The sequence below is a fragment of the Streptomyces stoeckheimensis genome (assembly GCF_045822005.1).
GTDB classification, from domain to species: Bacteria; Actinomycetota; Actinomycetes; order Streptomycetales; family Streptomycetaceae; genus Streptomyces; species Streptomyces stoeckheimensis.
Genome location: NZ_CP169550.1, coordinates 8980995 through 9003474, shown reverse-complemented (window position 1 = coordinate 9003474; position 22480 = coordinate 8980995). Strand labels below are relative to the sequence as shown.

26 protein-coding genes and 3 pseudogenes are annotated in these 22480 nt (G+C 68.9%); 12 read left to right on the top strand and 17 right to left on the bottom strand.

Annotated elements, in window-relative coordinates; translation table 11 throughout:
- Positions 1-309: 309 nt before the first annotated feature.
- Positions 310-585 (bottom strand): isoamylase early set domain-containing protein, encoded by a 276-nt coding sequence (locus ACE1OC_RS40860; RefSeq protein WP_407841331.1) that lies wholly within the window; start codon positions 583-585, stop codon positions 310-312.
- Between the two features lie 199 nt (positions 586-784).
- Here ACE1OC_RS40860 and ACE1OC_RS40855 point away from each other — a divergent pair, with 199 nt between their 5' ends.
- Positions 785-982 carry a hypothetical protein gene (locus ACE1OC_RS40855; RefSeq protein WP_407841330.1) on the top strand — a complete coding sequence of 66 codons (198 nt, stop codon included), beginning with the start codon at positions 785-787 and terminating at the stop codon, positions 980-982.
- A 129-nt stretch (positions 983-1111) separates the two neighbouring features.
- Here ACE1OC_RS40855 and ACE1OC_RS40850 read toward each other — a convergent pair whose 3' ends face one another.
- The 5 genes from ACE1OC_RS40850 to ACE1OC_RS40830 all read right to left on the bottom strand — a co-directional run bounded on the left by ACE1OC_RS40850 (position 1112) and on the right by ACE1OC_RS40830 (position 3712).
- The gene (locus ACE1OC_RS40850; RefSeq protein WP_407841329.1) at positions 1112-1243 is read right to left on the bottom strand and encodes a hypothetical protein; all 132 of its coding nucleotides are present in this window, start codon (positions 1241-1243) and stop codon (positions 1112-1114) included.
- A gap of 308 nt (positions 1244-1551) precedes the next feature.
- Positions 1552-1905, bottom strand: coding sequence for a PRC-barrel domain-containing protein (locus tag ACE1OC_RS40845; RefSeq protein WP_407841328.1), 354 nt, complete (start codon positions 1903-1905; stop codon positions 1552-1554).
- 373 nt (positions 1906-2278) lie between these two features.
- Positions 2279-2464 carry a hydrophobic protein gene (locus ACE1OC_RS40840; RefSeq protein ID WP_407841843.1) on the bottom strand — a complete coding sequence of 62 codons (186 nt, stop codon included), beginning with the start codon at positions 2462-2464 and terminating at the stop codon, positions 2279-2281.
- Positions 2465-2498: 34 nt separating this feature from the next.
- Positions 2499-2882 carry a hypothetical protein gene (locus ACE1OC_RS40835; protein WP_407841327.1) on the bottom strand — a complete coding sequence of 128 codons (384 nt, stop codon included), beginning with the start codon at positions 2880-2882 and terminating at the stop codon, positions 2499-2501.
- Positions 2883-3373: 491 nt separating this feature from the next.
- Complete coding sequence (locus ACE1OC_RS40830; protein WP_351369895.1) at positions 3374-3712, bottom strand: MerR family transcriptional regulator; 339 nt, start codon at positions 3710-3712, stop codon at positions 3374-3376.
- 921 nt (positions 3713-4633) lie between these two features.
- On the opposite strand from ACE1OC_RS40830, the gene ACE1OC_RS40825 reads away from it, so the two are divergent.
- From ACE1OC_RS40825 to ACE1OC_RS40815, 3 genes and pseudogenes are all read left to right on the top strand, one after another.
- Entirely contained in the window at positions 4634-4990 is a 357-nt protein-coding gene (locus ACE1OC_RS40825; protein WP_407841326.1) for an STAS domain-containing protein, read from the top strand.
- Between the two features lie 166 nt (positions 4991-5156).
- Entirely contained in the window at positions 5157-5459 is a 303-nt protein-coding gene (locus ACE1OC_RS40820) for an isoamylase early set domain-containing protein (RefSeq protein ID WP_407841325.1), read from the top strand.
- A gap of 293 nt (positions 5460-5752) precedes the next feature.
- Positions 5753-6445 (top strand): annotated as a pseudogene (locus ACE1OC_RS40815) (IS701 family transposase); the annotation flags it as partial.
- A gap of 131 nt (positions 6446-6576) precedes the next feature.
- Here the strand turns inward: ACE1OC_RS40815 and ACE1OC_RS40810 are convergent.
- Complete coding sequence (locus ACE1OC_RS40810; RefSeq protein ID WP_407841324.1) at positions 6577-7443, bottom strand: GNAT family N-acetyltransferase; 867 nt, start codon at positions 7441-7443, stop codon at positions 6577-6579.
- Between the two features lie 689 nt (positions 7444-8132).
- Between ACE1OC_RS40810 and ACE1OC_RS40805 the strand changes: the two genes are divergently transcribed.
- Positions 8133-8351: a hypothetical protein gene (locus ACE1OC_RS40805; RefSeq protein ID WP_407841323.1), complete on the top strand. Its 219-nt coding sequence runs from the start codon at positions 8133-8135 to the stop codon at positions 8349-8351.
- 427 nt (positions 8352-8778) lie between these two features.
- Here the strand turns inward: ACE1OC_RS40805 and ACE1OC_RS40800 are convergent, their stop codons facing one another.
- The 6 genes and pseudogenes from ACE1OC_RS40800 to ACE1OC_RS40775 all read right to left on the bottom strand — a co-directional run bounded on the left by ACE1OC_RS40800 (position 8779) and on the right by ACE1OC_RS40775 (position 14277).
- On the bottom strand, positions 8779-8976 hold the full coding sequence (locus ACE1OC_RS40800; protein WP_407841322.1) for a hypothetical protein: 198 nt from the start codon (positions 8974-8976) through the stop codon (positions 8779-8781).
- 308 nt (positions 8977-9284) lie between these two features.
- The gene (locus ACE1OC_RS40795) at positions 9285-9785 is read right to left on the bottom strand and encodes an allene oxide cyclase barrel-like domain-containing protein (protein WP_407841321.1); all 501 of its coding nucleotides are present in this window, start codon (positions 9783-9785) and stop codon (positions 9285-9287) included.
- A 144-nt stretch (positions 9786-9929) separates the two neighbouring features.
- Positions 9930-10240 (bottom strand): annotated as a pseudogene (locus tag ACE1OC_RS40790) (cobalt ABC transporter ATP-binding protein); the annotation flags it as partial.
- 478 nt (positions 10241-10718) lie between these two features.
- The gene (locus tag ACE1OC_RS40785; RefSeq protein WP_407841320.1) at positions 10719-11714 is read right to left on the bottom strand and encodes an NAD(P)/FAD-dependent oxidoreductase; all 996 of its coding nucleotides are present in this window, start codon (positions 11712-11714) and stop codon (positions 10719-10721) included.
- 354 nt (positions 11715-12068) lie between these two features.
- Positions 12069-13307, bottom strand: a complete 1239-nt coding sequence (locus ACE1OC_RS40780; protein ID WP_407841319.1) for a serine hydrolase domain-containing protein — start codon at positions 13305-13307, stop codon at positions 12069-12071.
- 73 nt (positions 13308-13380) lie between these two features.
- Positions 13381-14277: an alpha/beta hydrolase gene (locus tag ACE1OC_RS40775; RefSeq protein WP_407841842.1), complete on the bottom strand. Its 897-nt coding sequence runs from the start codon at positions 14275-14277 to the stop codon at positions 13381-13383.
- A gap of 107 nt (positions 14278-14384) precedes the next feature.
- Here ACE1OC_RS40775 and ACE1OC_RS40770 point away from each other — a divergent pair, with 107 nt between their 5' ends.
- Entirely contained in the window at positions 14385-15461 is a 1077-nt protein-coding gene (locus tag ACE1OC_RS40770; protein ID WP_407841318.1) for a helix-turn-helix domain-containing protein, read from the top strand.
- 274 nt (positions 15462-15735) lie between these two features.
- Here ACE1OC_RS40770 and ACE1OC_RS40765 read toward each other — a convergent pair whose 3' ends face one another.
- Positions 15736-15975, bottom strand: a complete 240-nt coding sequence (locus tag ACE1OC_RS40765) for a chaplin (protein ID WP_407841317.1) — start codon at positions 15973-15975, stop codon at positions 15736-15738.
- A gap of 272 nt (positions 15976-16247) precedes the next feature.
- Positions 16248-16553, bottom strand: a complete 306-nt coding sequence (locus ACE1OC_RS40760; protein WP_407841316.1) for a hypothetical protein — start codon at positions 16551-16553, stop codon at positions 16248-16250.
- Between the two features lie 655 nt (positions 16554-17208).
- Here ACE1OC_RS40760 and ACE1OC_RS40755 point away from each other — a divergent pair.
- Positions 17209-17976, top strand: coding sequence for an NPP1 family protein (locus ACE1OC_RS40755; RefSeq protein ID WP_407841315.1), 768 nt, complete (start codon positions 17209-17211; stop codon positions 17974-17976).
- A 368-nt stretch (positions 17977-18344) separates the two neighbouring features.
- Here ACE1OC_RS40755 and ACE1OC_RS40750 read toward each other — a convergent pair whose 3' ends face one another.
- On the bottom strand, positions 18345-18491 hold the full coding sequence (locus ACE1OC_RS40750; RefSeq protein WP_407841314.1) for a hypothetical protein: 147 nt from the start codon (positions 18489-18491) through the stop codon (positions 18345-18347).
- Positions 18492-18815: 324 nt separating this feature from the next.
- On the opposite strand from ACE1OC_RS40750, the gene ACE1OC_RS40745 reads away from it, so the two are divergent.
- From ACE1OC_RS40745 to ACE1OC_RS40725, 5 genes are all read left to right on the top strand, one after another.
- The gene (locus ACE1OC_RS40745) at positions 18816-19007 is read left to right on the top strand and encodes a hypothetical protein (RefSeq protein ID WP_407841313.1); all 192 of its coding nucleotides are present in this window, start codon (positions 18816-18818) and stop codon (positions 19005-19007) included.
- A gap of 179 nt (positions 19008-19186) precedes the next feature.
- Complete coding sequence (locus ACE1OC_RS40740) at positions 19187-19426, top strand: hypothetical protein (RefSeq protein WP_407841312.1); 240 nt, start codon at positions 19187-19189, stop codon at positions 19424-19426.
- A 66-nt stretch (positions 19427-19492) separates the two neighbouring features.
- Positions 19493-20122 carry a class I SAM-dependent methyltransferase gene (locus ACE1OC_RS40735; RefSeq protein ID WP_407841311.1) on the top strand — a complete coding sequence of 210 codons (630 nt, stop codon included), beginning with the start codon at positions 19493-19495 and terminating at the stop codon, positions 20120-20122.
- A gap of 336 nt (positions 20123-20458) precedes the next feature.
- Positions 20459-21628: a hypothetical protein gene (locus ACE1OC_RS40730; protein ID WP_407841310.1), complete on the top strand. Its 1170-nt coding sequence runs from the start codon at positions 20459-20461 to the stop codon at positions 21626-21628.
- 2 nt (positions 21629-21630) lie between these two features.
- Complete coding sequence (locus ACE1OC_RS40725) at positions 21631-22086, top strand: hypothetical protein (RefSeq protein ID WP_407841860.1); 456 nt, start codon at positions 21631-21633, stop codon at positions 22084-22086.
- A 64-nt stretch (positions 22087-22150) separates the two neighbouring features.
- Here the strand turns inward: ACE1OC_RS40725 and ACE1OC_RS40720 are convergent.
- Positions 22151-22420: pseudogene (locus tag ACE1OC_RS40720) on the bottom strand (Ku protein); the annotation flags it as partial.
- Positions 22421-22480 lie beyond the last annotated feature (60 nt).

Below are 22480 nucleotides of genomic sequence, written 5' to 3'. Positions count from 1 at the left end.
CGCCTACTGCCCCGCCAACGATCTTGACCGGTGGGAGTCACGGACCCCTAGGGGTCCCAGGCGCGTCCAGGTCCTCTGGCCGGTACGGTCTGTTGCCAGTGCGCGGGCAAGGCGACTTTGGATCGGGCCGGCTGTCGGGGGCCGCGGCTGCGGGCACGGTGGCCGTAGGGGAACGTCCGCCCCTGGAGAGGACCTCACCCGACGCGGAGGCGAGCCTCCCGGCCACCATCACCGTCGCGGACACCTCAACCAGCGTCTCGGCCGGTCGCCAGACCATGGCCTGCCTGAGCTGTACGCAGGTTGGGCCGATCAGGTGTGCAGGCGGCTGTTGGGGCCGTCCTGGCCTACGGCGCTCTCATCGTTGAACCAGTAGTCACCGGCCGCCAAATACCGGAAGGAGTGCGTGTTCATCGCTGGCAGCTCGACCGTGACGGCCCGCTTGCCGTCCTCGCGAGGGCGCAGGGTGTGGACGCCGGGCCGCCAGTCGTTGAAGTCGCCGACCACACTGACCGGCCCCGGCGGGGCATCGGCGGGAAGGACGAAGGTGACCTCGGTACGGTCCTTGCGCAGCAAGCGCTCCAGCATGGGAATCAGCTCCTGACGGTGGCGGACGGGGATCCGCCCATCCTCGGCACTCAGGCCCCGCCCCGCATTCCGACGCATCCACACCGAGCCACGCACCACCTCAACCACTCAGGGTAATCAAAATATTGCACGTTGTGACGCTCTGTGTGAATGTGGGGAAGGGGGAACCCCTCACCCCACGCATCAAGGAGTCACCGTCATGGGCGGTATGAAGGACAAGCGCCAGGAACCGGGCAAGGGCCGCGAAGAGCAGAAGCGCATGCGGCGCCCCGGCCAGGACCCCGTCCACCCGGAGCCCGGCACCCCCTCCCGCGGCAAGAACCCCGACGAGATGGAACGCCGCCGAGAGGAAGACCTGCTCCGCGACGAGCGCGGCCCCCGCGAGGACGACGTCTGAGCAGCCCACCCCACACACGCAGAGCCCGGCCGGGCCCACCATCAGACGGCCGGGCTCTGTCACGCGCCGGCCCAGGCGCTGCGCAACGCCGGGGCCGGGGGACGCGGGTGGCGGGTGGCGGGTGGCGGGTCAGTGGGCCGGGCGTCGGCTGCGCAGTACCGATCTCACGGCGAGGTAGAGGACGTCGGCGATGAGGAGCAGTACGCCGACGGAGATCAGGTGCAGCATGCCGTCGACGGTCGCGCCGATGATGATCAGCACGATCGCGGCGGTCAGCAGGAGGCTCGGACATCGCCCTCCGCCTTGCTCTGGGCAATGGCCCAGCAGCTCCGGACGCCCGGTCGTCCGAGCAGGACCTCCGCCTCCACCCGCGTGGAACCCCAGGACCCGCCCGGCACCCGCAGCGCCGGATAGCGCACCCACAGGCGTCCGTCGTTCCTCGCCGGCGGTCCGGACATCCCAGGTGCCGCCCGGCACCAAGGCGGGCCCGGCCCGGGTGATCCGGCACCGGAACGGACCAAAGAGGACAACACAGCAGGCCAACGTGGTGATCAGTGAGGCCGGGCGTGTTACAGGCGGTGCGGTCCGTCGTAGTAGCCGCCGACCTGGCGGTGATAGTCCGCGTCATCGAGGTGCTTGTCCTTGTCGAACTCGGGAGCGTTCTTGATCTGCTCCTTCGTCCGGTCGACGTAGATCTTCTCGTCGTTGGCGTCGATCCGGCTGATCGTGCCCGCGGGCAGCAGGACTTCCTTGCCGAAGATCCACGGGCCGGTGTCGACCACGATGTACGAGGAGCCGACTTCATCCGAGTGCTTGTCGACCTTGCCGATGGAACCGTCGCTCGCCTCGACCTTGTACCCCGTCAGATCCGACCCGCCCAGACGGCCAGCGGTCTCCCGGTAACCCCAAAAATTTTCAGTCATGCGGAAAACAACTCCTCCGGTCAACGGGAGACTGAGGGGAATTAATCCCCCGGCAACTCCCCCTTTCCCTTACCGCGTTCACGACGGAACTCTCATTCCGTCCGAACCTTCCGCCTGCCCCGCATTTTTGCCCGTACACACCTAGATTTACATCCGGGACCGGGGCGGCCGTCGATCGCTGGAGGTGAGCAGGTCCCCTGCTGCGCCACGGCGACCATCCCGGCACTCTGCCCATTACCCCCGATATCCGTTTTCACCCGGTATCGGAGAGCTGGAGCCCGGACGTGACCACATGGCGGTGGCCTGTCCTCCCCCACTCGGGGGAGGACAGGCCACCGCCACACTGTCTCTGAACTGGGATTACGTGAGGAAGCTACCAGCGATACCACCGGCCGCTGCCACCCTTGGGCCGGGCGACGAATCCAATCAGCCACAGCACGAGGACCGCGATCGCGACCCACCAAAGTATTTTGATCGCGAAACCCGCACCGGCGAGAATCAGAACCAGCAGAAGAACGAGAAGCAGGGGAACCATAGTTATCAACCTCCGAGCAGCCATCTGCCCGACCACCCCCCGAACATGCGCACAATACTTACCTGTTTCTTATTGGCGCAGGCGGGAAGATGCGCAGCCCGGTTTTCGGTTCAGTGTCGTATCGGTGTGGCGAGTTTTGGTGTTTCCTCCACGACTGCGGCCAGACGGGCGAGCATTCCCGGTGGCGGATCCGGAGGGCGGCTTCGCTCAGCGGGTGGTGCAGGGTTCCGCCCAGTCCGCGCAGGGGGTACTCGTCGCGGACGACCAGGGTTTCCTCACCCCACGGCCGCAGCTGAAGGAAGATGCGCGCCGTTCCGCCCGGCTTGAATGACGCCTCCAGATCCAGCTCCGCCGTACCGGGCTTCAGATGGCGCACGGCCGTCACCCCCTGGGCCGACCAGGGCCCGAGCCGCACGGTGTAGCAGAGCCGGGAGCCGACCACGGGCCAGTCCTCATCGAGTGGGACGGACTCCGAAGGCCCTACAACCCACCGTCGCTGCGCGTGCGAGTCACGCGCAACTACGGGCCGGCCCGTCCGCGGTCAGTGGCCGCGGGCGTTCTTGAGCCGCTGTTTGGTCATCGTCGAGCGGCCCTCGATGCCACGCCCGCTGGTTGTGTGATGCCACCGTCATGGTGCGCGCACCCTCACCGACGCATCCCGTCCTGGGCCTGCGCTCGGGCAGCAGCCCTTGGGCTACGCCACGGTGCGCTCCGGTCACCGGAGTCCAGGCCCCGCGGGGCACGGCCAGGCCCTGGGGTCAACGGGCGCCCGGGAACGCCTCGCGTTCGGGCGCAGTGGGGCGGTGCGGCTGGCGGGGCGGAGGCGGCTCGGCGTTCTCTTCTCAAGCAGATCCGACCTGCCGTGACCTTTGCCCGTCGCCTGCCCGCCGACGCCAGCGGGCAAGCACAGGAGTCAGCAGCCTGTGGAGGCGGTCAGCGGTCGGTCGCTTCTGCGGCACGCCTGTATTCGGCGTTGATGCGCTGGGCTTCCTCGAGCTGGTCTTCCAGGATCACGATCCGGCACGCGGATTCGATCGGGGTGCCCTGGTCCACGAGCTCCCGCGCGCGGGCGGCGACACGCAGTTGGTAGCGGGAGTAGCGGCGGTGGCCGCCTGCGGAGCGGAGCGGGGTGATGAGGCGGGCTTCGCCGATGGCGCGGAGGAAGCCCTGGGTGGTGCCGAGCATCTCGGCGGCCCGGCCCATGGTGTAGGCAGGGAAGTCGTCGTCGTCCAGGTGGCCGCCGAGGGGGCCGGTCGGATTCTCTGCTGTCATGTGTGCCTCTCTGTGGAAACGCGTGGAGGGGCCCTGGCGCCTATAAGCGCCAGGGCCCCGAAGGAACTACTACACCATCTGCCGGCCCTGATCGTGCGCCGGCCTTCTGTGTCCGCCTGCCCGACCGGAATGCTGTCGGGGCTGCGGGGATCGCGATTGCTTGACCGGAGACCACCTCACTATCGATGTCCTGCGGTACCCGGACTCCACTGTCCGTCCGGGCGATCCTGATGGTGCTCGGCTCCTCCGTTCTTCCCTCTGGGATCACTTCACTGCCGGGTACTGCTCTCACTGCGGTACTACACCTACTGGTACTGCTGGTGACACGGGTACTGCTGGTGATGCGAACTGCTCAGCGGCCTGTTCTAGCGCCGCGCTCCGGCAGCCAGCCCCGTTGCCCATCGTGCGTCTGCTCTGGCTTGGAACCCCACTGCCGAACTTCCCGGTACGCGCGCCCGCAGCCGACGCCTTCACCGAGGTACCACTCCAACTGAACTTCACTGCTGGGTACTGCCTGCACTACTGGTACTGCGTACTGCACTTGCGGGTACTGCCACCTGCGTCAACTGCGGTACTGCTTCATGGCGGCCCCTGATGACTGCGGGCCACCCGGTCCGGTCGTCAGTCCCGTCGCCGTCCTGCACAAGCTGTGGCTTCGACACTCCACGACCGCACCGCCCTGCTGAACTGCTAGTACCCGTACTTCGTGTACTGCTGCCCGGCAGTTCGTCCCTGCCGGGCCCTTCGTTCCTTCTGGCTACGAGAGAAACCATAGCCAGCCCACAGCCCAATGTCTACTCCGGCCAGCATAGATTTCCGTGACCGCCTCGAGGAGGAATCTGAAGGCCCCACGAGGAGGAAATCGATTCTGGCGGGACTCTTAACCTGGTCAGCGCCCTGTCAGCCTTCTACCCTGAGCGGATGGGAGACGCACAGGACGGCATTCCGCCGGTAGAGGTCGAGAAGAAGGAGCAGCAGGTGATCGTGCATGTCGGCGGCGAGATGGACATCGACCGGGTCCCGTTCCTCCAAGAAGCGCTGCGCACCCTGATCACACAGCCCGACTGTCCCACCGAGGTCGTCATCGACCTGACCGATCTCACCTTCTGCGACTCGTCCGGCCTCAATGCCCTCCTCCAAGCCCGCCTCACCGCCGAGGAACACGGCCGGCGCATCCGCCTCCACGCCCCCAACCGGCAAGTCACCAAGCTCCTCGAACTCACCGGCACCCACCAGCTCTTCCCCATCACCCGCCCCGGCCACAGCCAGCCCGAATAGCCCCGGCCCCCCGGATCGCCGGGGAGGTCCCACCAGGGCGACCCGGCACGACTACCCCTCGGTCGCCGAGCGGGGACCGGCCCCACCGCACTGCCCCGTGGCCGGGGAGGTGACCGGTGGCCGGCTCCCGTCCGGCTGGGTGACCTGCAAGGCTGGGCCCGGCCGCGTGCCGCGGCCCCCGGCCCGGGACCCGCGAGGATGCACAGCCGAGCTGAAGAACCGTGCCCAGGTCACCTTCATCCTCCCCCAGCACACCCCCGACGGGCCGGTCAGCGTGGTCGGCGACTTCAACCACTGGAACCCCGCCGCCCACCCACTCGAACCCCGCAGCGACGGGACGCGTGCCGCGACCGTCATACTCCCCCGCCACAGCGCACACTCCTTCCGCTACCTTGCCGCCGGCGACTACTGGTTCAACGACGACACTGCGGACAGCCACGACGGCACCAACAGCAGCATCCAAACCTGAACCAGGCGACCCGTTCGAGGCAAGGCCACATGGACCCACGCCCCGTGCCGGTCGGGCACGTCCCGCCACGCGCCCCCGGTCCGGAACGTCCACACGATCCCGTTCAGATCGTCCGGTTGTCCAGCCGGGCCGGGCCAGCAACGGCTGCACGAGCTCCCACTCAGCGTCCGACAGTTCATGGCGACGCCCCCCGAACCATGATCCACAACGTGAGATCACTTTGACGGCAGACCCTAGTAGGACTCCGTTAGGTCCTCCGGTTGGGGCTGTTCGTGGGTGGGCATGTCGGATGCGTGGATTCGCGCGAAGTGGACCGTGTGCGGGCTGAGTTGGCGTCGCATGTGGCTGACGTGTTCGCCCCTCTGAGGCGCAAGGACCAGCGGGCCAAGAGCGACTGTTACCTGCGGGGGCTGATGCTGGACGACCGCCGAAAGTCGATCCAGGCCATGGCCGCTCGGCTGCCGGACGGCAACGAGCAAAACCTGCAGCAGTTTGTGAACCAGTCCTCCTGGGATCCGGTGCCGGTGCAGCGCCGGATCTGCGAACGCATGCTGCAGCTCATCACTCCGACGGCGTGGGTCATCGACGATGTGTCGCTGCCCAAGGACGGAAGGATGTCGGTCGGGGTGGCTCCGCAGTACTGCGGAGCCCTGGGCAACCGCGCCAATTGCCAGGTCGCGGTCAGCGTTCATGCCGCGACGGACACCGCGTCCTGCCCACTGCAGTGGAGGCTGTTCCTGCCGCGATCATGGGAAGCGGACGACGATCGCTGGACGTCCACCCGCGTCACGTCCGAGGTCACCCATCGTGAGAAGTGGCGGTTGGCCCTGGACATGCTCGACACGCTGGCCGAGTGGGACATGGGGCCTCCGGTCGTGGTGGCGGACGCCGCCTACGGCACCAACGCACACTTCCGGGCCGCGCTCACCGACCGCGGAATCAATTACGTCCTGGACGTCCGAGCGGACGTGAGTGCCCATCCGCATCGGTCAATTCACCATGACGATTCATCCGACCATCATCGAACGCCGACCTGCCTGATGTCCTCAAAGGGCGTTCGGGCCAGCCAGGGTCGGCGACGCGACTCAGCCTGTCCGATACCGCCGTCTGATCATTTTCAGGCAGCTCGACTGACGTCCAGCCGTTCGGACGACGGCTCGTATCCAGCTGCCCTGTAGGCGGCGACGGCGGCAGCGTTCGAGGTCGGGGTGCTGACGAGTGCGCTTGATGCACCCAGTTCACGCAGCACCGCCGCAGCGGCGACGCTGATCGCCGTCCCGTGGCCGCGACCGCGATGGTCGGCGTGCACGCCCACCGGCTCCAGCAGGCCGGGCTTGCCGGGCCCGGCCGACCAGACCGTCGCCGCGGCCACCGCGTTGTCCTGCTCGTCGTAGCCGATCAGGCAGCGGGCGTCGGCATACACCGGCCCGGCCGCGAGGACGTGCCAAATCTCCTCGGTGAACGCCGGGCTGCTGAAAGCCGAGCGATGCACTGCGGTCCGCACCCCCGCCGTCTCCGGACCGGCTACCTCGATCCGTAGACCGGAGTCCTTCACCGGCTCGGCGAGGTCGCGGCGCAGCGGCGTCCACGGCTCGTCCAGAACCCAGCCCGCCTCCAAGAGGACCTCGCGGAGCAGGGCGCCGTTGGGGATTTCGAGGCCGACCTTACCGGGCGGCAGGACCCCGCGCTCCGGATCGTCGAGGTCCGCCAGCAGTCGGCGCGCCAGAGCGCCGTCCTGTCGCAGATCCGGCGCGGTCGCCAGGCGCAGCACATCAGGGTCGTCCAGGTATCCGACGGCAACGATCCGTCCCGCCACGCTCCAGGTACGGACGGCCGCGGCCAGCCTCTCCGCGCCCAGCGCCCAGGCCCAGCCGAGGTCTCCCGGATGGAGTTGCAGCGGCATGCGGTCGTCTTGCCATATGCGGAGGGCGTCCACGACCTCGGTCAGCCCATCGACGCCGGGCTCGTTCAGAACGATCGTCATGTCCCGCATCTCACAGCATCGCGGCGACCGGCCGCACCCGGTTTTACACAGCCAGGCATATCGACAGGACAGGCGCTAGGCCGCCGATCGGGGGGCCGGCCCGTGGCAGGGGAGGAGCCTCTGGCCGGCGCCCGTCCGGGCGGTTGACCTCCAAGGCTGCACCGGCCGCGTACTCGTCTTACAACTCACCCGCCGAACGCACCATGAAGCGCACTCCCATCGCCCATCGCTCGGCCCGGCCGCCGAGCCATGCCGGAAGGATTCCGAAGAACCCTGTCTATTGCTAATAGCTCAAATTTCAGGGCGAGTTGGGGGCACACCGCCCAAGCCGCCAACGCGTACGCGAGGAAGGAGTTCGTCCCTGCGTGGGCTGTGCGCGGCCGCACGGAGCAGCCGTCCCACTGGAGATCAGGGCGATAGGCAACCGGGCGTGATCAGCGCGATAGCAACCGGGGTCAGCGCAGCCCCCACACACCGCATTGCGGGGGCCGCGCGGGACCCCGTGCCGGTAAACATGCTGGTCGCAGCCATTGACTGCCGATCCCGTGGCGGGCAGGTGCCGGACTCACGGGGCTAACCCATGTGCCGATCCCGTGGCGGGCGTTCGTCATCCCCACATCACGCAATGACGCGCGACAGGAGCCAACCCGGTAAGGACAGCGTGCCGCCCACGAAAGGAACCGCCCGCCATGCCGACTGCTGCGACCCCCGCCCCTTCCACGCCGGAAGCAACACCGGACCGGGCCTCAATCCCCATGCGCGCCTGCCTGCGACGCTCGGCCCGCGCCGCCCTGACCATCACGGTCACCGCAGCCGTGGGTCTCGCCTTCTACAGGGAGCACTTCGCCGACCCCCTCGCCGTCGCCATCAGCGCCGCCAGCCTCATAGGCTGCCTCCGCCGACGCTGACCGCACGAAGGCCGACCCTGGGCCGAAGGCAAGGGGTGGGCGGCACCTGCGTGGTGATCCACCCCCAGATGCATGGGCCCGCGCCTCGCCCCCACAGCCGCGGCCTGCCCCACCTCGAACCGGGACACGTCCTCCACCTCGATATCCAGGCGCAGCCGGCCGAACCTCAGCGGATGCCGGAAGACCCCGCCCCGGTCTACAGCCCGATCAGCGCTGACTTCGGCCACCACGTCCGGCCGGACCAGGACGAGGCCAGGGGCGCCGCGATGGCGACTCCGTACGGGGAGAACAGAGTCCAAGCCTCGTGGGGGAAGCACGCGACGCCAGCACAGGCTGTGCTGCATGGGAGCGGCTTGCTTGTCGGGGCTGCCGGGAGTCGCCGTCGCCTACGAGACCGTCCTCTTGACCACCACGAAGAGGACCATTCCTACAGAGGGACGGCCAGCCGGGACCCGATGTGGAAGCGGAGTTCCACGGCGGCCTGACGGATCTCCTCGGGCTGCTCGGCGTCAGCGAGCAGCCCGGGGAGGACCATCGCGGGGCTGCTCGGTGAGTCCCCGCCGGTCAGCTTCAGACGCGGCTCGGTGACTCCGTTGAGGAGTACGTCCAGCAAGTAGTCGTCCATACCCGGAACAACGTCTGCCCAGCCCGGCGGTCACCGTCGGCGGGTCCTGCGCGCGGTCAGGCAAGCAGGGGGTCCCACTGCGCCGACGGAGGAGGCGCCGCGCGCATCAGCCAGCTCAGCGTCCTCTCCACTACCCACCTGCATGGAAGCACCACGAACCCACTCATGTCGTCCGTGCGTTGACGATCTGAAAGGTGAGCCGCCCTGGACGTCCTCTTGACCCACATTTCCTAGCGTACGACCGCCTCCCATCGTGCAACGCGAGGGGAGAAGGCGGGATTCCGGGGTCAGGTGGACGTCGGTGTCCGTCAGACGAGGTGGATCGTGAAGCGCCTCACGACCTTGGGGTCCGTGGCGATCGTGTCGGAGTGGACCGAGCCGCGAGCCTTCTCGTACTTCCCGGTGCCGCCGGTGATCGCGTTGTCGAAGGGACCCTGGTCGAGGTAGTTGAAGTACATCCCCTGCACGGTGAGCTGGCCGCCCGGGAGGGTGTAGGTCACGATGCACTGCTCCGCTTCATCGGCGCCGCCCCGGGTGGTGGTGCAGGTGCCGTGGGTCTCGCCGACCTTGTTGTGCGCCTCGTCGAAGAGGTCCGAGCGGACGACGACCACATCGCCCTGCGAGACGCTGCCGGGGGTGACGGGGAAGCGGGTCAGCTGCTGCACCTCGGCCAGGACCGTGATGATCCGGCCCTTGTCCCTGGCCTGGGCAGAACCGGTGTCCGTCGCGGCGGCTGCGACGGGGGTGCAGGCGAGGAGGGTGACCAGCGTGGCCGTGCCGAGGCAGGCCGCTCGAATGGGGCGCATCATGCGACTCCTGAGGTTGATGTTCTGGAATGACCGGATGGCGAACTTTCATCCGATTCAGTTCGATTCCCTTCATAGCCTCGACTCCCCCGCCGCACGGAGCACCCCGGCACGACCCACCGGCACATCCAGCCGGTCGGACCAAAGTCAGGCCGCGGAGCTCGGCACGAAGCCGAACGGCAGCTCCAGACGATGCCGGGCCATGAGCTCCTCGTCGGCGACGATCCCGCCCGTCGGCCCGTCGGCGGCGATGACGCCCTCACTGAGGATGACCGGGCGCGGGCAGAGCCCCAGGGCGTACGGCTGGCCGTAGGTGACCATCAGGATGGTGACACCAGGGAGCGCAGGATGTTGACGAGCTCGCGGCACGAGGCCGGGTCCAGGTTGGAGGATGGCTCGTCGAGGACAAGGATCTCCGACTCCACGGCGAGGACCGTGGCGACGGTGACCCGGCGGCGCTACTGGAGCGACGGGCCATCCGCCCACTTGGACCTGACCGAGGCCCTGTCCGGGCCGGAGCCGGAAGCCGACCACCCGCCGGAGTCGGTGCCGGCGAAGCTGCGCAGGAGGCCATGTCTTCATGCCCGCGCCACCGGAAGACCACCCGACCGGGAGCCCTCGTTCGACCACCAAACGAACCTCTCGGTACGACCACGGCTGCTAACCCAGGCGAAACCTCGGTACATCACACATGCCATGAACGCCACAGGTACGGGTACTTGCGAGAGTCGCGACCTGATCTGGAGCCTTTCTTCCCCGGGCGACGTCCCTTCCGCGTGGGTCCGCACCCCCGAGGCCCCACTCAATGCTCAGTCTGTGCAGCCAGTGACGGGGCTGCCGCCATCGCACTGCGTGAGCTTGCTATCCGCCACAAGGACGCTTGGGGCTGTCACCGGGGGAACCGCTCCGGGCGGAAGTCCGCAAGCATCTCCTCTCTCATCCCGCTGAGGATCTCCGAAGCAAGCAGTCGGCCAATTGCCGGCCCGAGCGTGGTGCCGCTGTGGGAGACGGCCTCGTAGTAGCCCGGCACGGAGGGCACTGCCCCCACCGAGGGGAACCCGCCGGCGGGGATGGAGCGGTGGGCAGCCATGCGAGTTGCGCCGGATCCTCGCCGAAGTCGATAAGCGCGTCGATCTCGCGGCTGTGGAGGACCACCGAAGCGTCTCCGTCAGGACGGATTTCGATGTGAGGCGCGTGCACGGCTCGGTGAACCGGGACCTGGGTACAGCCGATCCGGGTGATGACGCCCGGTTCCTGGCGCACCGGCAAGTGCCGCGCGACGAACTCGGCGACGTGGGAGGCTCTGGGGCCTGCCGCGTTCACGATCATGTCGACGTCGAGACGACTTCCGTCGGAAAGAGCAACTGTCCGGATGCTTCCATCGGCACCGGTGCCGATGTCACAGACCGCGGTGCCAGTCCGGAGCTCGGCGCCGGATGCAACGGCGTGGCCGACCAGGCGGCCGACGAGATGACGTCCGTGCACCCAGGCTTCGTCGGGGTAGAACACGACTGGAACCTCGTCGGGCATTGTGAGAGCAGGTTCGAGGCTGCGGCGCACCTCGGCCCCCGTGGACACTTCGACCCGGTAGTCCCAGCCGGCCAGCAGTTCGGCTGTTTTCAGAAGCTTCGCTTCCGCCGCGGGCTCGTCTGCCCAGCGCAGGTGGCCGCTGGGATACCACCACGAATCTGGCCCGATGGTCCCGGCAAGCTCGCGGTATGCCGCCATGCCCGCGACGTTCAGGTCGAAGTAGGACTTGCGTGCGGTCTTGCTGATGGCGTTGACCCACGAGAAAGACCAGTTGGTGACGCCTTCGCCAGGCTGGCCTGCGTCGATGAAGACCACCTTGGCACCTTGCCTGGACAGGTTCCAGCCCACGCTGGCTCCGAGGATGCCGACACCGATGACAGCAACACGTGCAGGGCGATTCACGGACCCGATCCTCACGAACGCCCCCTTCCCGGAACAGGGTGAACTCCCGTTTCCAGCATGCAAGAGCGCGCCACGGCCCACTCGTCAGGGGACGTCACGGGTCATCGGTTCTGACACAGGTACTAACCAGAAGAAGCGCTGCGCTCACCGACATCGGCGGGCACCGGGCGGCACGGGGTCAGCGGGCCGGGGCGGGGGCCCGCGGTAACCGCATGCCCCCCACCGCCGAAGCGGGCAAGCGCGCCCCGCGTGGCCGAAGTTGTCGGCCACACCGGGTCGCTCTACCCTGCGGCGCGGCGTGCCCTCGGTATCTGCGTCACCCAGCCCCGGCCGCCTCGAGCTCGCCCCGGACGGTTACTGCCGCGCGGCCTGACCATCGCCGCACATCGCCTGCCGGTACAGCGTCTTCAGCGCGTCATCGATGGGGTGGTGCTGCGGCTTCCCCGAGGAATCCGGCGCGTTCCACCTCTGGAGGTTGACGGCGACCGACATCTGACGCTCGCCGTCCGCTCGGGTCAGGGAGATCGTTCCGGCCCCCCAGACCGTACCGTCGTGGCCCCAGAAGGTACCGCAGTCCGGGATGTCGACCTTGTGCAGACCGAGGCCGTACTGGATCGTCGATCCGTCCAGGGCGATGACCGGGACCGTGCGCTGCATCTGCTCCAGCGATGACCGGTTCACGATCTCGCCGTCGAGCAGCTTGCGGTAGAAACGGTTGAGATCATCCGTGGTCGATACCAGAGCGGCCCCCGTCCCCGTCCAGGACATGTTGTAGACGCTGTAGTCGCGGGGCGGGTCGAGCAGCCCCCACAGGGCCTCGTACATCCGTGAGTGCGGCCCCTGGATCCGCGGCCCGGTCGGGAACCCTGTGTGCCGCAGGCCGGCCTGCTGGATGACGTTCCGGGTGATGTACTCCTCGGCCGGGGTACCGGTCACGTGCTCCAGGAGCTGGCCGAGGAGGAGGTAATTGGTGTTGGAGTACACGCCGGTGGGGCCTCCGGGCTCGCCGGTGGGGGGCGCGTTCAGGCCCAACTCGATCAGCTCGGCCGGGCGGAACTGCCTGAACCGGTTGTCGTCGAGGCTCCGGGGCGAGCCGGTCTGGAGGGACGGAAAGGCGTATCTGATGTAATCGGGGATGCCGCTGGTGTTGTTGAGCAGCATCCGCACCGTGACGTTCCGGCCCCGATCTCCCGGCACCAGCTGCGGCAGGTAGTCGCCGATCGGCGCATCGAGACGGATCCGGCCCTGCTCGACCTGCTGCATGACCGCGGCGGCGGTGAAGGTCTTGGTGATGCTGCCGACGCGCTGCCGCATGTCGGGCGTGACGGGACGGCCGGTGGTGACATCTGCGATCCCGGAAGCGCCCCGCCATGTCCGGCCGCCGTCGCGCACCTCGGCGTACACCCCCGGTACACCCGCGCGGTGGACACCGTTCAGGGCGGACTTCAGCTGGGCGGGGCTGAAGGGGGACGACGGGTTCGCGCTGCCGGCCGTCACGGTATTCGTCTCGCCGGGCGCGGGAGCTGCCGCCACCGTGCCCGCGCAGACGCTCAGCGCGGCCATGCTTCCGCACATCATCAGTCGGATCTTCAACACAGTCGTCCTTTCGCGATCAATGAGTGCAGGCGGCGGGGAAGCTCCCCGTGCCTTTCGACGTGCGCACGGCTCAAGGGGCGAGGGCGCGGCGCAGAGCAGCACCGAGTTCGGCGTTCTGCCGCTGCGACACCTCGGCGGACAGAAGCGCCTGCGATCCGTGGAAGGTGCCGGGCCACTGGTGGAGCTCGACCGACACGCCCGCCTGCATCAGGCGCAGCGCGTAGGCGATGCCCTCGTCGCGGTTCGGACAGAACTCCGCGGTGGCGATGTAGGCCGGTGGCAGCCCGGACAGATCGGCGGCCCGGGCGGGGGCGGCGTACGGTGTGGCGGGCCGGGAGCCCAGGTAGTGCCGCCACGTTGCGGAGATCTTGTCGCGGTCGAACCAGGGCGTGTCGGTGAAGGTCCGCGCCGACCACGTCTCCTGCCGGTCGTCGAGCCCCGGCTGGTTGAGCAGTTGGAAGCGGATCGCCGGTCCCAGCTCGTCACGCGCCCGCAACGTCACCGCGGCCGCGAGGTTCGCGCCCGCGCTGTGACCGCCGACCGCGATCCGCGCCGGGTCGATGCCGAGTTCGCCGGCGTGCTCGGCCGTCCAGGCCAGCGCGGCGTAGGCGTCGTCGAAGGCGGCCGGGAACGGGTTCTCGGGCGCCAGGCGATAGCCCACCGAGACCACCACGGCCCCGGAAAGGGACGCGACCCGAGCGGCCCACGGATGCTCGGTGTCCAGGTCACCGAAGACTCCCCCGCCGCCGTGCAGCCAGACGACGGCGCCCTGTGCCCGGTGCGGGCGGTACACCCGGACCGCCACGTCCGGATCGCCGGACACCGTGCGGTCCTCGACCTCCATGTCCGAGGTGTCCGGTGCCGGCGCTGCAGCCGCACGCTCGGCGAAGTCCTTGCGCGCGGTGACCGGTTCGGTCATGTCGAGTTGCGGAAGAAACGGGATGAATGCTTCGAGTTCGGGGTCCATGGCGACCATCCTCACGGTCGTCACCCGGCGGGGCATCCGCCATCCGTCGCGCATCCCGCCCCGATCACGCACCGGTCGGCGCACCCCCGTCCTTCTATCCTTCTGCCATGGAAGCACTGGCGGTTCGGCTGTCGGGACTGGACCCGTATGTCGACGGGGCGATGCGCATCGTCGCGTTCTACGACACCCTGATGCGCCGACGGGTGGATCTCCCGGCGCTCGCCCGGGCCTCGGCGGGACTGGCCGAGTGCGTGGCCGGCATACGGCTCCACGGCGCCGGGCGAGCGACCCGCATCTCGCCCGACGGCAGGCCCGCGTCCGCCCCGCTGGCGCCCGCGTCCACCACGGCGCCGATCACGCTCGACGAGGAGGACATCGGCAGGGTGTGGCTGGAACGCTCCGGTCGACCCAACCCGCTCGACGAAGTGCTCCTCGACAGGCTCGCCATCGCCGCGGCGGCCGTCGCCGAGCGGTACGGCCCGGCCCGCACCACCATGGCCGACCCCGCCCTCGTCGAACTGGCGATCAGCTCGGACGGCGACGACGCGGCCCGAGCCCGAGCCCTTCGACTCCTGGGTTTTGCTGCCGGCCTGCCCCTCCACGTCGTCGCGGTGCGTTCGCAGCTGCCGCTCGAACGGATCGGCGCCCTGATCTGCCCGGCCCATGCCGTGAAGGCGGCGCCGCTCGCCGACGTCGGCGTCATCCTGGCCACCTTCGTGGACCCGGACCGGTTCCCGGCAGACGTGCGCGCGGGCCTCGGCGCCGCCGACAGCCCCGACCGGTCCTGGCGGCAGGCGCGCACCGCCCTCCGCTTCACGACCCCGCGCGAACCCGTCATCCGCCACGCCGACCTGGGCGCGCTGGCGCTCCTGGCCGAGGTGCCCGCGGAGACCGCGCGGGAGAACGCCGATGTGGCCGCCATCGCCCGCATCGCCGGCAACTCGGAGGATCTGGAGACGCTGGACACCTACTGCACCACCGGGTCGCTGCGCCGGGCCGCCGAGGTGCTCCACCTGCACCACAGCAGCATCTCCCGCCGCCTCGAACAGATCGCGAAGACCCTGGGCATCGAACTCACCGAACCCACGGGGCTGACACGGGCCAGGATCGCGCTCACCGCGTGGCGACTCCTGGACGTGCCTGTCGGCAAGCCCGGCAGCCCCGACGACCCCGAAGACTCCTGAACACCAACTGCCCCGCCCCGGCGTAATCCCCCAACGCCCCGCCCCCGCTTCATGGGCCACCCCACGTACCTGTACCAGCGAGTGCTGACCCCGGGGGCCCTGGCGGTGATGGCGTCGCCCTGCTGCAGGTCGGCGAGGTACCCGGCCCGCGTACGACGGCGCCACAGAACCCGCTACCTCGTAGGCCCGGCGTGGCTGGTGCCGGACGGCACGAGCCACGCCGGGCACGGGCAAGCAGCAGCTTCCGCTCGCGCGGAGCTTGCTGTCAGCGGGATCAGCTGTTGACGCAGGTGTTCCCGACGGCCGGGTTGAGAAGGGAGACGACCCCGATCGAGTTGCCGCACACGTTGATCGGGATGTGGATCGGGACCTGGATGACGTTGCCCGACAGGACGCCCGGGGAGCCAACGGCAACGGCGTCCGCGTGAGCGTCGGCCGAGGCCACAGAAGCCCCACCGACGACCACCGCACCGGCAGCAAGGGCGAGCGCGAGGCCCTTCAGAACACGCATCATGCGATGTCTCCTTCATACGTGTACACAGCACCCACGGCACGTCCTCCAAGACCTGCCGTACGGCCCTACAGGGTCCGCACTCTTCCCTTCGGCCTGCGCAGCACCTCCGGCCCAGCCGCAGACACATCATTCGCTCGAAGGGAATGCCCCATGCCGCCGGTTGGCGGCAACCACCGCGGCCGGCCACGAAACTGGACACCAACGAGCCCCGCATCCCACCAGCACACCGGGGAGCTCCGGTACTCGCCGCACCCGCCCCGGTAATGGCCGGGTCAGCGGTACGGGCTCCAACCCCCGAAGCGGGCCATCAGCTTGCGAGCCGCATCCTCGTCGAGCCCGAGGTGGACGGCTGCCTGCGCGGTGTCCAGGTCGGCGGCGGTGCCGCGGGCAGCCCAGTAGCCGACCCGCTCCACGACCATCTCCAGCCGACGGGCCGCCCGTACCGCCGTGACCGGGGAGGACTCGGTCAGCTTGTCGATCTCCTCCTCCAGACGCTCCAACCGCGTGGTGACCGTCTCCGGCAGCGGGACAGCCCTCGCCTCCACCTCGCCCGTGTGCCCGTCCCGCCCTTCAGGCAAGCCTCCGCCTGGTCCTCCCCACCGTCGTCCAGGTCCTGCTCGCCCATCGCCTCCCAGTCCAGGCGATGCTCCGCGCCGGCCCAGCCACACCTGCGAGGGTCAGACCGGCGGCGGCGAGCGTACGGGTGATGCGTCCTCCAACACGACACGGTCCGTGGGTTCCGCACGGTGGTGCGGCGGACGCCAGGGGGTGGGGGCCATTCGTCAGTGCTGCACCGACCCCTACAGAAGACCCCGGCGTGTGCCCTGCCCGCGTCCTCCCATCGGTCCCTCCCGGGCGCATCGCGACCGCCCTCGCATCCATGGGCCGTCGAGCCTTGCCCGGCGTCAGCCGGCGACGGCTCGATGACTGAGCACAGCGAAGAGCCCGGCCCCGTACGCGCTGGAACGTCAGGCAGTCGACACCGACCCGGGTTCCGGCGCGGGAGGCGGCCGGCGACCACGCCGGCGCCACCGGCTCCGCACCCGTATGCGCCACCGGACCACGTCGAGAGTCAACTTGCTTTCATGACAAGTGAGTTGATGACACGCGTAGCCAACTGAACCGGCACCGCCGCCCCCTTGCCGCCCCGCCCCAACTGGCCAATGATGCTGCGGGCGCACACCGGCAGGTCCCGCCGGTCCTCGCTTCCCCCACGCCCCCAGGAGACCTCGCATGCGGACGAGTCATCGCATCCGGCAATCGGCTGCCGTCGTCGGAGCCGCTCTCGCCCTGGTCGTCGCCGTCCCCCAGGCCGCCTTCGCGGCCCCGCCCCCGGGCCTGCCCGGCAACGCCTCCGCCCTGGAATCATCGTTCCAGCCGGCCTACGACTACGACACGGACGGCTGCTACCCGACGCCCGCCATCGGCTCGACCGGCGAGCTGAACGGCGGACTGAAGCCAACCGGCGCGCTCGACGGAAACTGTCGGGACGCCTCGGACCTCGCCAACACCAATGGCTACTCCCGCGCCAAGTGCAACAACGGCTGGTGCGCGGTCGTGTACGCGCTCTACTTCGAGAAGGACCAGGCCCTCCCCGGCATCAGCCTCGGCGGCCACCGCCACGACTGGGAGCACGTCGTGGTCTGGAGCCAGGCCGGCGAGGCAAAGTACGTGTCGACGTCGGCGCACGGCGACTTCGTCGTCCACGCACGTGACCAGATCCGCTGGGACGGCAACCACCCGAAGATCGTCTACCACAAGGACGGCATCAGCACCCACTGCTTCCGGGCGGCGAACACGAACGACGAGCCCCCGGAAAACCACCGCTCGGCCTGGCAGTTCCCCACGCTGGTCGGCTGGGACGGCTATCCCGCGCACCTCCGGGACAAGCTCAGCCAGGCCGACTTCGGCAGCGCGCACTTCGGCCTGCGCGACGACTCCTTCGCCTCCCACCTGGCCGAGGCCAAACCGGCCGGGATCCCCTTCGATCCGAACGCCTGACGCCCTGCGGTCCCCTCGGTCCCGGCCCCCTTTCCATCCCTGTCGCCCCGCTTCGGCTCTCGCCGGCACGGGCAGGCGAGCGCCGAAGCCGGCTGCGCCTACTGCGCCTGCCCTGCTTCGTTGCGCAGGACGGTGTAGGCCACCATGGCCGAATCCAAGTAGGCCCGCACCTCCACGATGGTGTCGCCGTCGAAGCGACACACCCGGCAGTAGCGGTTGGCGAACGGAGCGCCCTCGTTCGTGGTCGACGTCGAGTACAGCTCGGCGACCGTGATGTCGCCGTCGACGTGTACGTGCTCGACCTCCAGCCTGGCCCCGTCCTTCAGGACTCCCGCCAGGCGCCGGAACGTCGCGTCGAGGAATTCCTGCTAGCCGTGGTAGCGGCCCGCCAGGGGATGGGTGCCCTGGACCGTCCAGGGCACGTCGTCGGCGACCCGCTCCCAGAACTTCGGCCGGGTGCCGGAGTCCTGCAGGAAGCCGAAGAGCCAGACACGGTCGGCGCGTACGTCTGTCATCGGATCTCGCCCTGGGTGACCAGTCTGTCAACGGCTTCCAACGCCGCGGAGGCAAGACCGTGGCGCACATCCTCAGCCGAGCCCAGGCTCAAGTACGCGGCGAGGACACGGCCCTGTACCTACGCTTCGCGGCCGGGCTTCCCGGGCAGGTGAACCCGCTGTAGCCCGCGATGGCAAGCGGCCCGGGCCGGTCATCCAGCCCCAGCAGGTCCCACACGGCGTCCTACCTCCATCGCACCAGGTGTCACCGTACGTGTTTACAGGCGGACATTTCGGTAACAAGAAGTAACGACAGGCAGTCCGAACCCGACGAAAGGCAGGAACTTGACCCTCATCACCGCCCTCATCCTCGTCGCGGTCGCCGCTCTCATCGGCCTGCTGGCCCTGGCCCCCAGCGCACCCGCCCGGCGCAACCCCTTCCCCGCCCGACGCCACCGGGCCACGCATCGACGTACGGCCACGCCGCGGCCGAGCAGCCTTCCCGGCCAGCGGGGAATCCAGCACCACACCCGCTGACACCACCTCAAAATCGGGCAGTGGTCCTCAAAGCCGGCACCCGTGCCGGGCCGGGCCCCGATCGGACGATCCTGGGCCCGCGCTTCGCGCCATGGGCCCCGTTCCTAGGGTGGACGGCAGGTCAGCGTCCTGGGAGTGTCTCTTGGGACGAGTGCGGCACGGGGGAATTCGGGGCGCAGTTGGACGTCAAGGCCGACTGGGTGAACAAGATGCGGACCCACGCCGACTCGTCCGGGTACGCACGGCAGAGCGGCAACCCCGTGGTGTGCACCGGAGACTGCGGCGTCAACGACAACCAGCGTCCTTTCACCCCGGACGCCAGCCTGGAGATCCTCAACTGGTTCAAGCAGCAGGGATGTTACGTGATCGACGGTGTGCTGACCTGCCCGACCACGCCGAACGGCGGGCGACCGCAATAGGGAAAGAGCAGGGGTGCCGGGTGGAGTCCGCCGGTAGCGTGGCAACAGCCTTGACGAGGAGGAGACATGACCCGACGCAAGAGCGCGGCCGAGGTGTTCGACGCGCTGGGTGAGCGATACGACGACCTGTTCGGTTCCGTGCCCGAGCAGCTGGAGGCCCTGGACTGGCTCCTGGGGCGGCTGCCCGCCAGAGCCCGGGTACTGGACGTAGGCAGCGGCACCGGCAGGCCCACGGCGGAGGCCCTCGCCCGTGCCGGGCACGCCGTGACCGGGATCGACGTTTCGGCGGCCATGGTCGAGACGGCCCGTGCCCGGGTTCCAGGGGCGCGTTTCGAGCAGGCCGACGTACGCACGTACGTCCCGCAGGCCGTCGGTTTCGACGCCGTGTGCTCCTTCTTCCCGCTCCTGGTCATGGACCAGTCGGACATCGCTGCGGCCCTCGCCCGGATGGCGTCCTGGATCGTGCCGGGCGGGCACCTCGTGTTGGCCACGGTTCCGGGAGACATCCGGGAGCTGGACATCGAGTGGATGGGCCATCCGGTGACCGTCAGCAGCCTGTCCGCGGAGCAACACCTGCTGCAGCTGACGGCGGCCGGCCTCGAAGTGCTGCACCACCACACGTCGTCCTTCGTACCCGCAGATCCCCTCGCGGGGCCCGAGGAGCACTTCTTCTGCTACGCGACACGACCCGCCTGACCTTCCGTGAACCGCTACTCCGCCGGGCTTCAGCGCGTTGGAGTAGCGGTTCACGGAAGGGTTTTGGCGCGTCTACGTCGGTGGCCTCGTCTCGGGATCCTGCATCGGGGCCTTCGGCCGCAACGGCTGCGGCTGCTCCGCGGACGGCCAACGGCGCGCGTTTGGGCCCCGCGTGACCTAGAGCCTCATCCCGGAACCGGAGGTTCCGTGACAACGACCCCCATCTCGCGTGGGTGTATGTGGTTGGCCCACCGATCACCCTTGCTTTCCCTTCAAGTGCCCTGACAGCCTTCGTCGGACTCAGCTGCCGCAACAGCACCAACGGAGGTAACACGCATGTCCTCACCCATGTCCCGGCGCACGTTCCCCAACCGAATACGCCGGGCGTGGCTGACGGCCGCCACCGCAGTCACGCTGGCCCTGACCGGGCTGTCGGCCCCCGTCCACGCCGAGGAAACCCCTGCGCCGCTGCCCGAATCGTGGCGCCAGGATCCGCAGACAGCGGCCGACTCCACACCCGTGGGGACCCTGGCATGGACCAACCCGGGCGGCAAGGCCGACCCTTCGGACTTCACCTTGCAGGCCGGCGCGATGAACGGGACAACAGCCGACCGCGTCGCACGCCTTGACGCGGTACTCCCCAAGTCGGGGGTCTCGAAGCTTCTCGCCGATGCCAACCGCACCGTGAACACGACGTCGTGCAGCCGGGATCCGTTCGGGACCGCACCCGATCCGGCCCTCAAGGCGTGTCTGGAGAACGACGACTCGACCTCGCGCGAGTGGATCCCGCAGGCCATGACCGGCGTCTCCGACGCCGCGGCCGACGAGAAGTACGGCGTCGCCAACGACACGAACATCCAGCTCTACGCGTCCTACGACAACTGGGACCCGGGCCGCGACAGCAACGGGAACGACGTCGGCGACTGCAACCCTGACGAGTTGGAGGCCAACGACGCCTGCAACCAGAAGGGCGTGCGCGTCTCCTTCGTGCAGCGCCGGGCCGACGGCACGGTGAAGTACCGCCACGTGCTGCTGGGCTGGGCGTACGAGAACAACTCCCACCACATCTCCTTCGACGGGGTGCACTCCGCCGAAGGCTCGACCAAGCCGGACCCGAACGTGGACATGCAGAACGGCCTGCACGCCGGCGGCATGGTCTGGTACGGCCACTACCTCTACGTCGCCGACACCCGCAACGGCATCCGGGTCTTCGACATGGAGAGCATCATGGACCTGGATCCCAACGGGGACGGCAAGGCCGGTGACGTGATGGGCGCGGACACCGACGGGGTGAAGACCACGTCGAACGTCCAGGACAAGACGAAGATCGGACGCCAGAACAACGTCTGGTACAGCTTCGGCTACCGCTATGTGATGCCGCAGGTGGCGGCATGGAAGTTCAAGGCCGACCAGGCCAATCCCGTGGGATCGTTCAAGTGCGTCAGCACCGGCGCTCCGAAGGCGTCCTACGTGTCGCTGGACCGCAACAAGACCCGGACCGGCTGATCATGGGCGAGTACTGCCGTCCGGAGAGCGGGTACCCTTCCCCGGGCCGCATCGCCTCCTTCCCGGTCAAGGACCTGGAGAAGCGCTCCGGTGAGGTACCGGCCCAGGGCTGGGCCAACTACCTGCCGATGGCCAATGGCGGAGCCCAGGGCGCCCTGGCGATCGGCGATGCCCTGTACGTCAACCAGAGCGCCGGCCACAACGACCCCGGCAACCTGTGGCGGTACAAGTGGAGCAACGGCGTGCTGGTCTCCAACGGCAGCGCCATCAAGACCGCCACGGGCGCCGAGGACCTCTACTACGAACGCGGCGCGCAGCGCCTGTGGTCGGTCTCCGAGCACTACGGTCCGGCGGTGAACGCCGACGCCATCGACGACGACAAGTCGGCACCGTGCCTGGGCCTCGTGTGCGAGCGCGTTCTCTACGCGCACAGCAAGGCCCAGTTGGACGCTCCGTAGTCCGCAGGCCGCGACCGAGCGTCACCCGGCGGCCCGGGCGGGTGCGCCGACCACCGCTGCGCTCCAGGGCCTGGCGCAGGAGCTCGTAGGGTTCCGAGGCGACGCCTTCGGCGGCCAGGTAGTAGGAAGCGCCGATCTGGATCAGGTCCATCGAGGCGGCCGGCACGAACGCCACGATCAAACGCGCTGCCGTCGGCAGCGGCAGCGGCAGCGCGTCCAGGTCGGCGTCGGAGACCGGCACGATGGTGTCGGCCGCCGTCTCGCAGCCGCGGGTGATGTCGCCCTGGTGGTGTTGACTGATCCAGTTGACAAAAAACCGCAGGTCAGGCGACATTTCTGCCAGCTGCGCCCAAAGCGGTTTCCGACGCCGTGCCCAGCACCCGCTGTCGATCTT

Bases quoted from the DNA above. Each gene is read 5' to 3' on its own strand.
- ACE1OC_RS40725 (WP_407841860.1), top strand. From the start codon at position 21,631: ATGGGCGAGTACTGCCGTCCGGAGAGCGGGTACCCTTCCCCGGGCCGC.
- ACE1OC_RS40830 (WP_351369895.1), bottom strand. From the start codon at position 3,712: ATGACAGCAGAGAATCCGACCGGCCCCCTCGGCGGCCACCTGGACGAC.
- ACE1OC_RS40800 (WP_407841322.1), bottom strand. From the start codon at position 8,976: ATGGACGACTACTTGCTGGACGTACTCCTCAACGGAGTCACCGAGCCG.
- ACE1OC_RS40735 (WP_407841311.1), top strand. From the start codon at position 19,493: ATGACCCGACGCAAGAGCGCGGCCGAGGTGTTCGACGCGCTGGGTGAG.
- ACE1OC_RS40755 (WP_407841315.1), top strand. From the start codon at position 17,209: ATGCGGACGAGTCATCGCATCCGGCAATCGGCTGCCGTCGTCGGAGCC.
- ACE1OC_RS40840 (WP_407841843.1), bottom strand. From the start codon at position 2,464: ATGGCTGCTCGGAGGTTGATAACTATGGTTCCCCTGCTTCTCGTTCTT.
- ACE1OC_RS40730 (WP_407841310.1), top strand. From the start codon at position 20,459: ATGTCCTCACCCATGTCCCGGCGCACGTTCCCCAACCGAATACGCCGG.
- ACE1OC_RS40845 (WP_407841328.1), bottom strand. From the start codon at position 1,905: ATGACTGAAAATTTTTGGGGTTACCGGGAGACCGCTGGCCGTCTGGGC.
- ACE1OC_RS40795 (WP_407841321.1), bottom strand. From the start codon at position 9,785: ATGATGCGCCCCATTCGAGCGGCCTGCCTCGGCACGGCCACGCTGGTC.
- ACE1OC_RS40770 (WP_407841318.1), top strand. From the start codon at position 14,385: ATGGAAGCACTGGCGGTTCGGCTGTCGGGACTGGACCCGTATGTCGAC.
- ACE1OC_RS40750 (WP_407841314.1), bottom strand. From the start codon at position 18,491: ATGACAGACGTACGCGCCGACCGTGTCTGGCTCTTCGGCTTCCTGCAG.
- ACE1OC_RS40775 (WP_407841842.1), bottom strand. From the start codon at position 14,277: ATGGACCCCGAACTCGAAGCATTCATCCCGTTTCTTCCGCAACTCGAC.
- ACE1OC_RS40765 (WP_407841317.1), bottom strand. From the start codon at position 15,975: ATGATGCGTGTTCTGAAGGGCCTCGCGCTCGCCCTTGCTGCCGGTGCG.
- ACE1OC_RS40855 (WP_407841330.1), top strand. From the start codon at position 785: ATGGGCGGTATGAAGGACAAGCGCCAGGAACCGGGCAAGGGCCGCGAA.
- ACE1OC_RS40825 (WP_407841326.1), top strand. From the start codon at position 4,634: ATGGGAGACGCACAGGACGGCATTCCGCCGGTAGAGGTCGAGAAGAAG.
- ACE1OC_RS40810 (WP_407841324.1), bottom strand. From the start codon at position 7,443: ATGACGATCGTTCTGAACGAGCCCGGCGTCGATGGGCTGACCGAGGTC.
- ACE1OC_RS40805 (WP_407841323.1), top strand. From the start codon at position 8,133: ATGCCGACTGCTGCGACCCCCGCCCCTTCCACGCCGGAAGCAACACCG.
- ACE1OC_RS40860 (WP_407841331.1), bottom strand. From the start codon at position 585: ATGCTGGAGCGCTTGCTGCGCAAGGACCGTACCGAGGTCACCTTCGTC.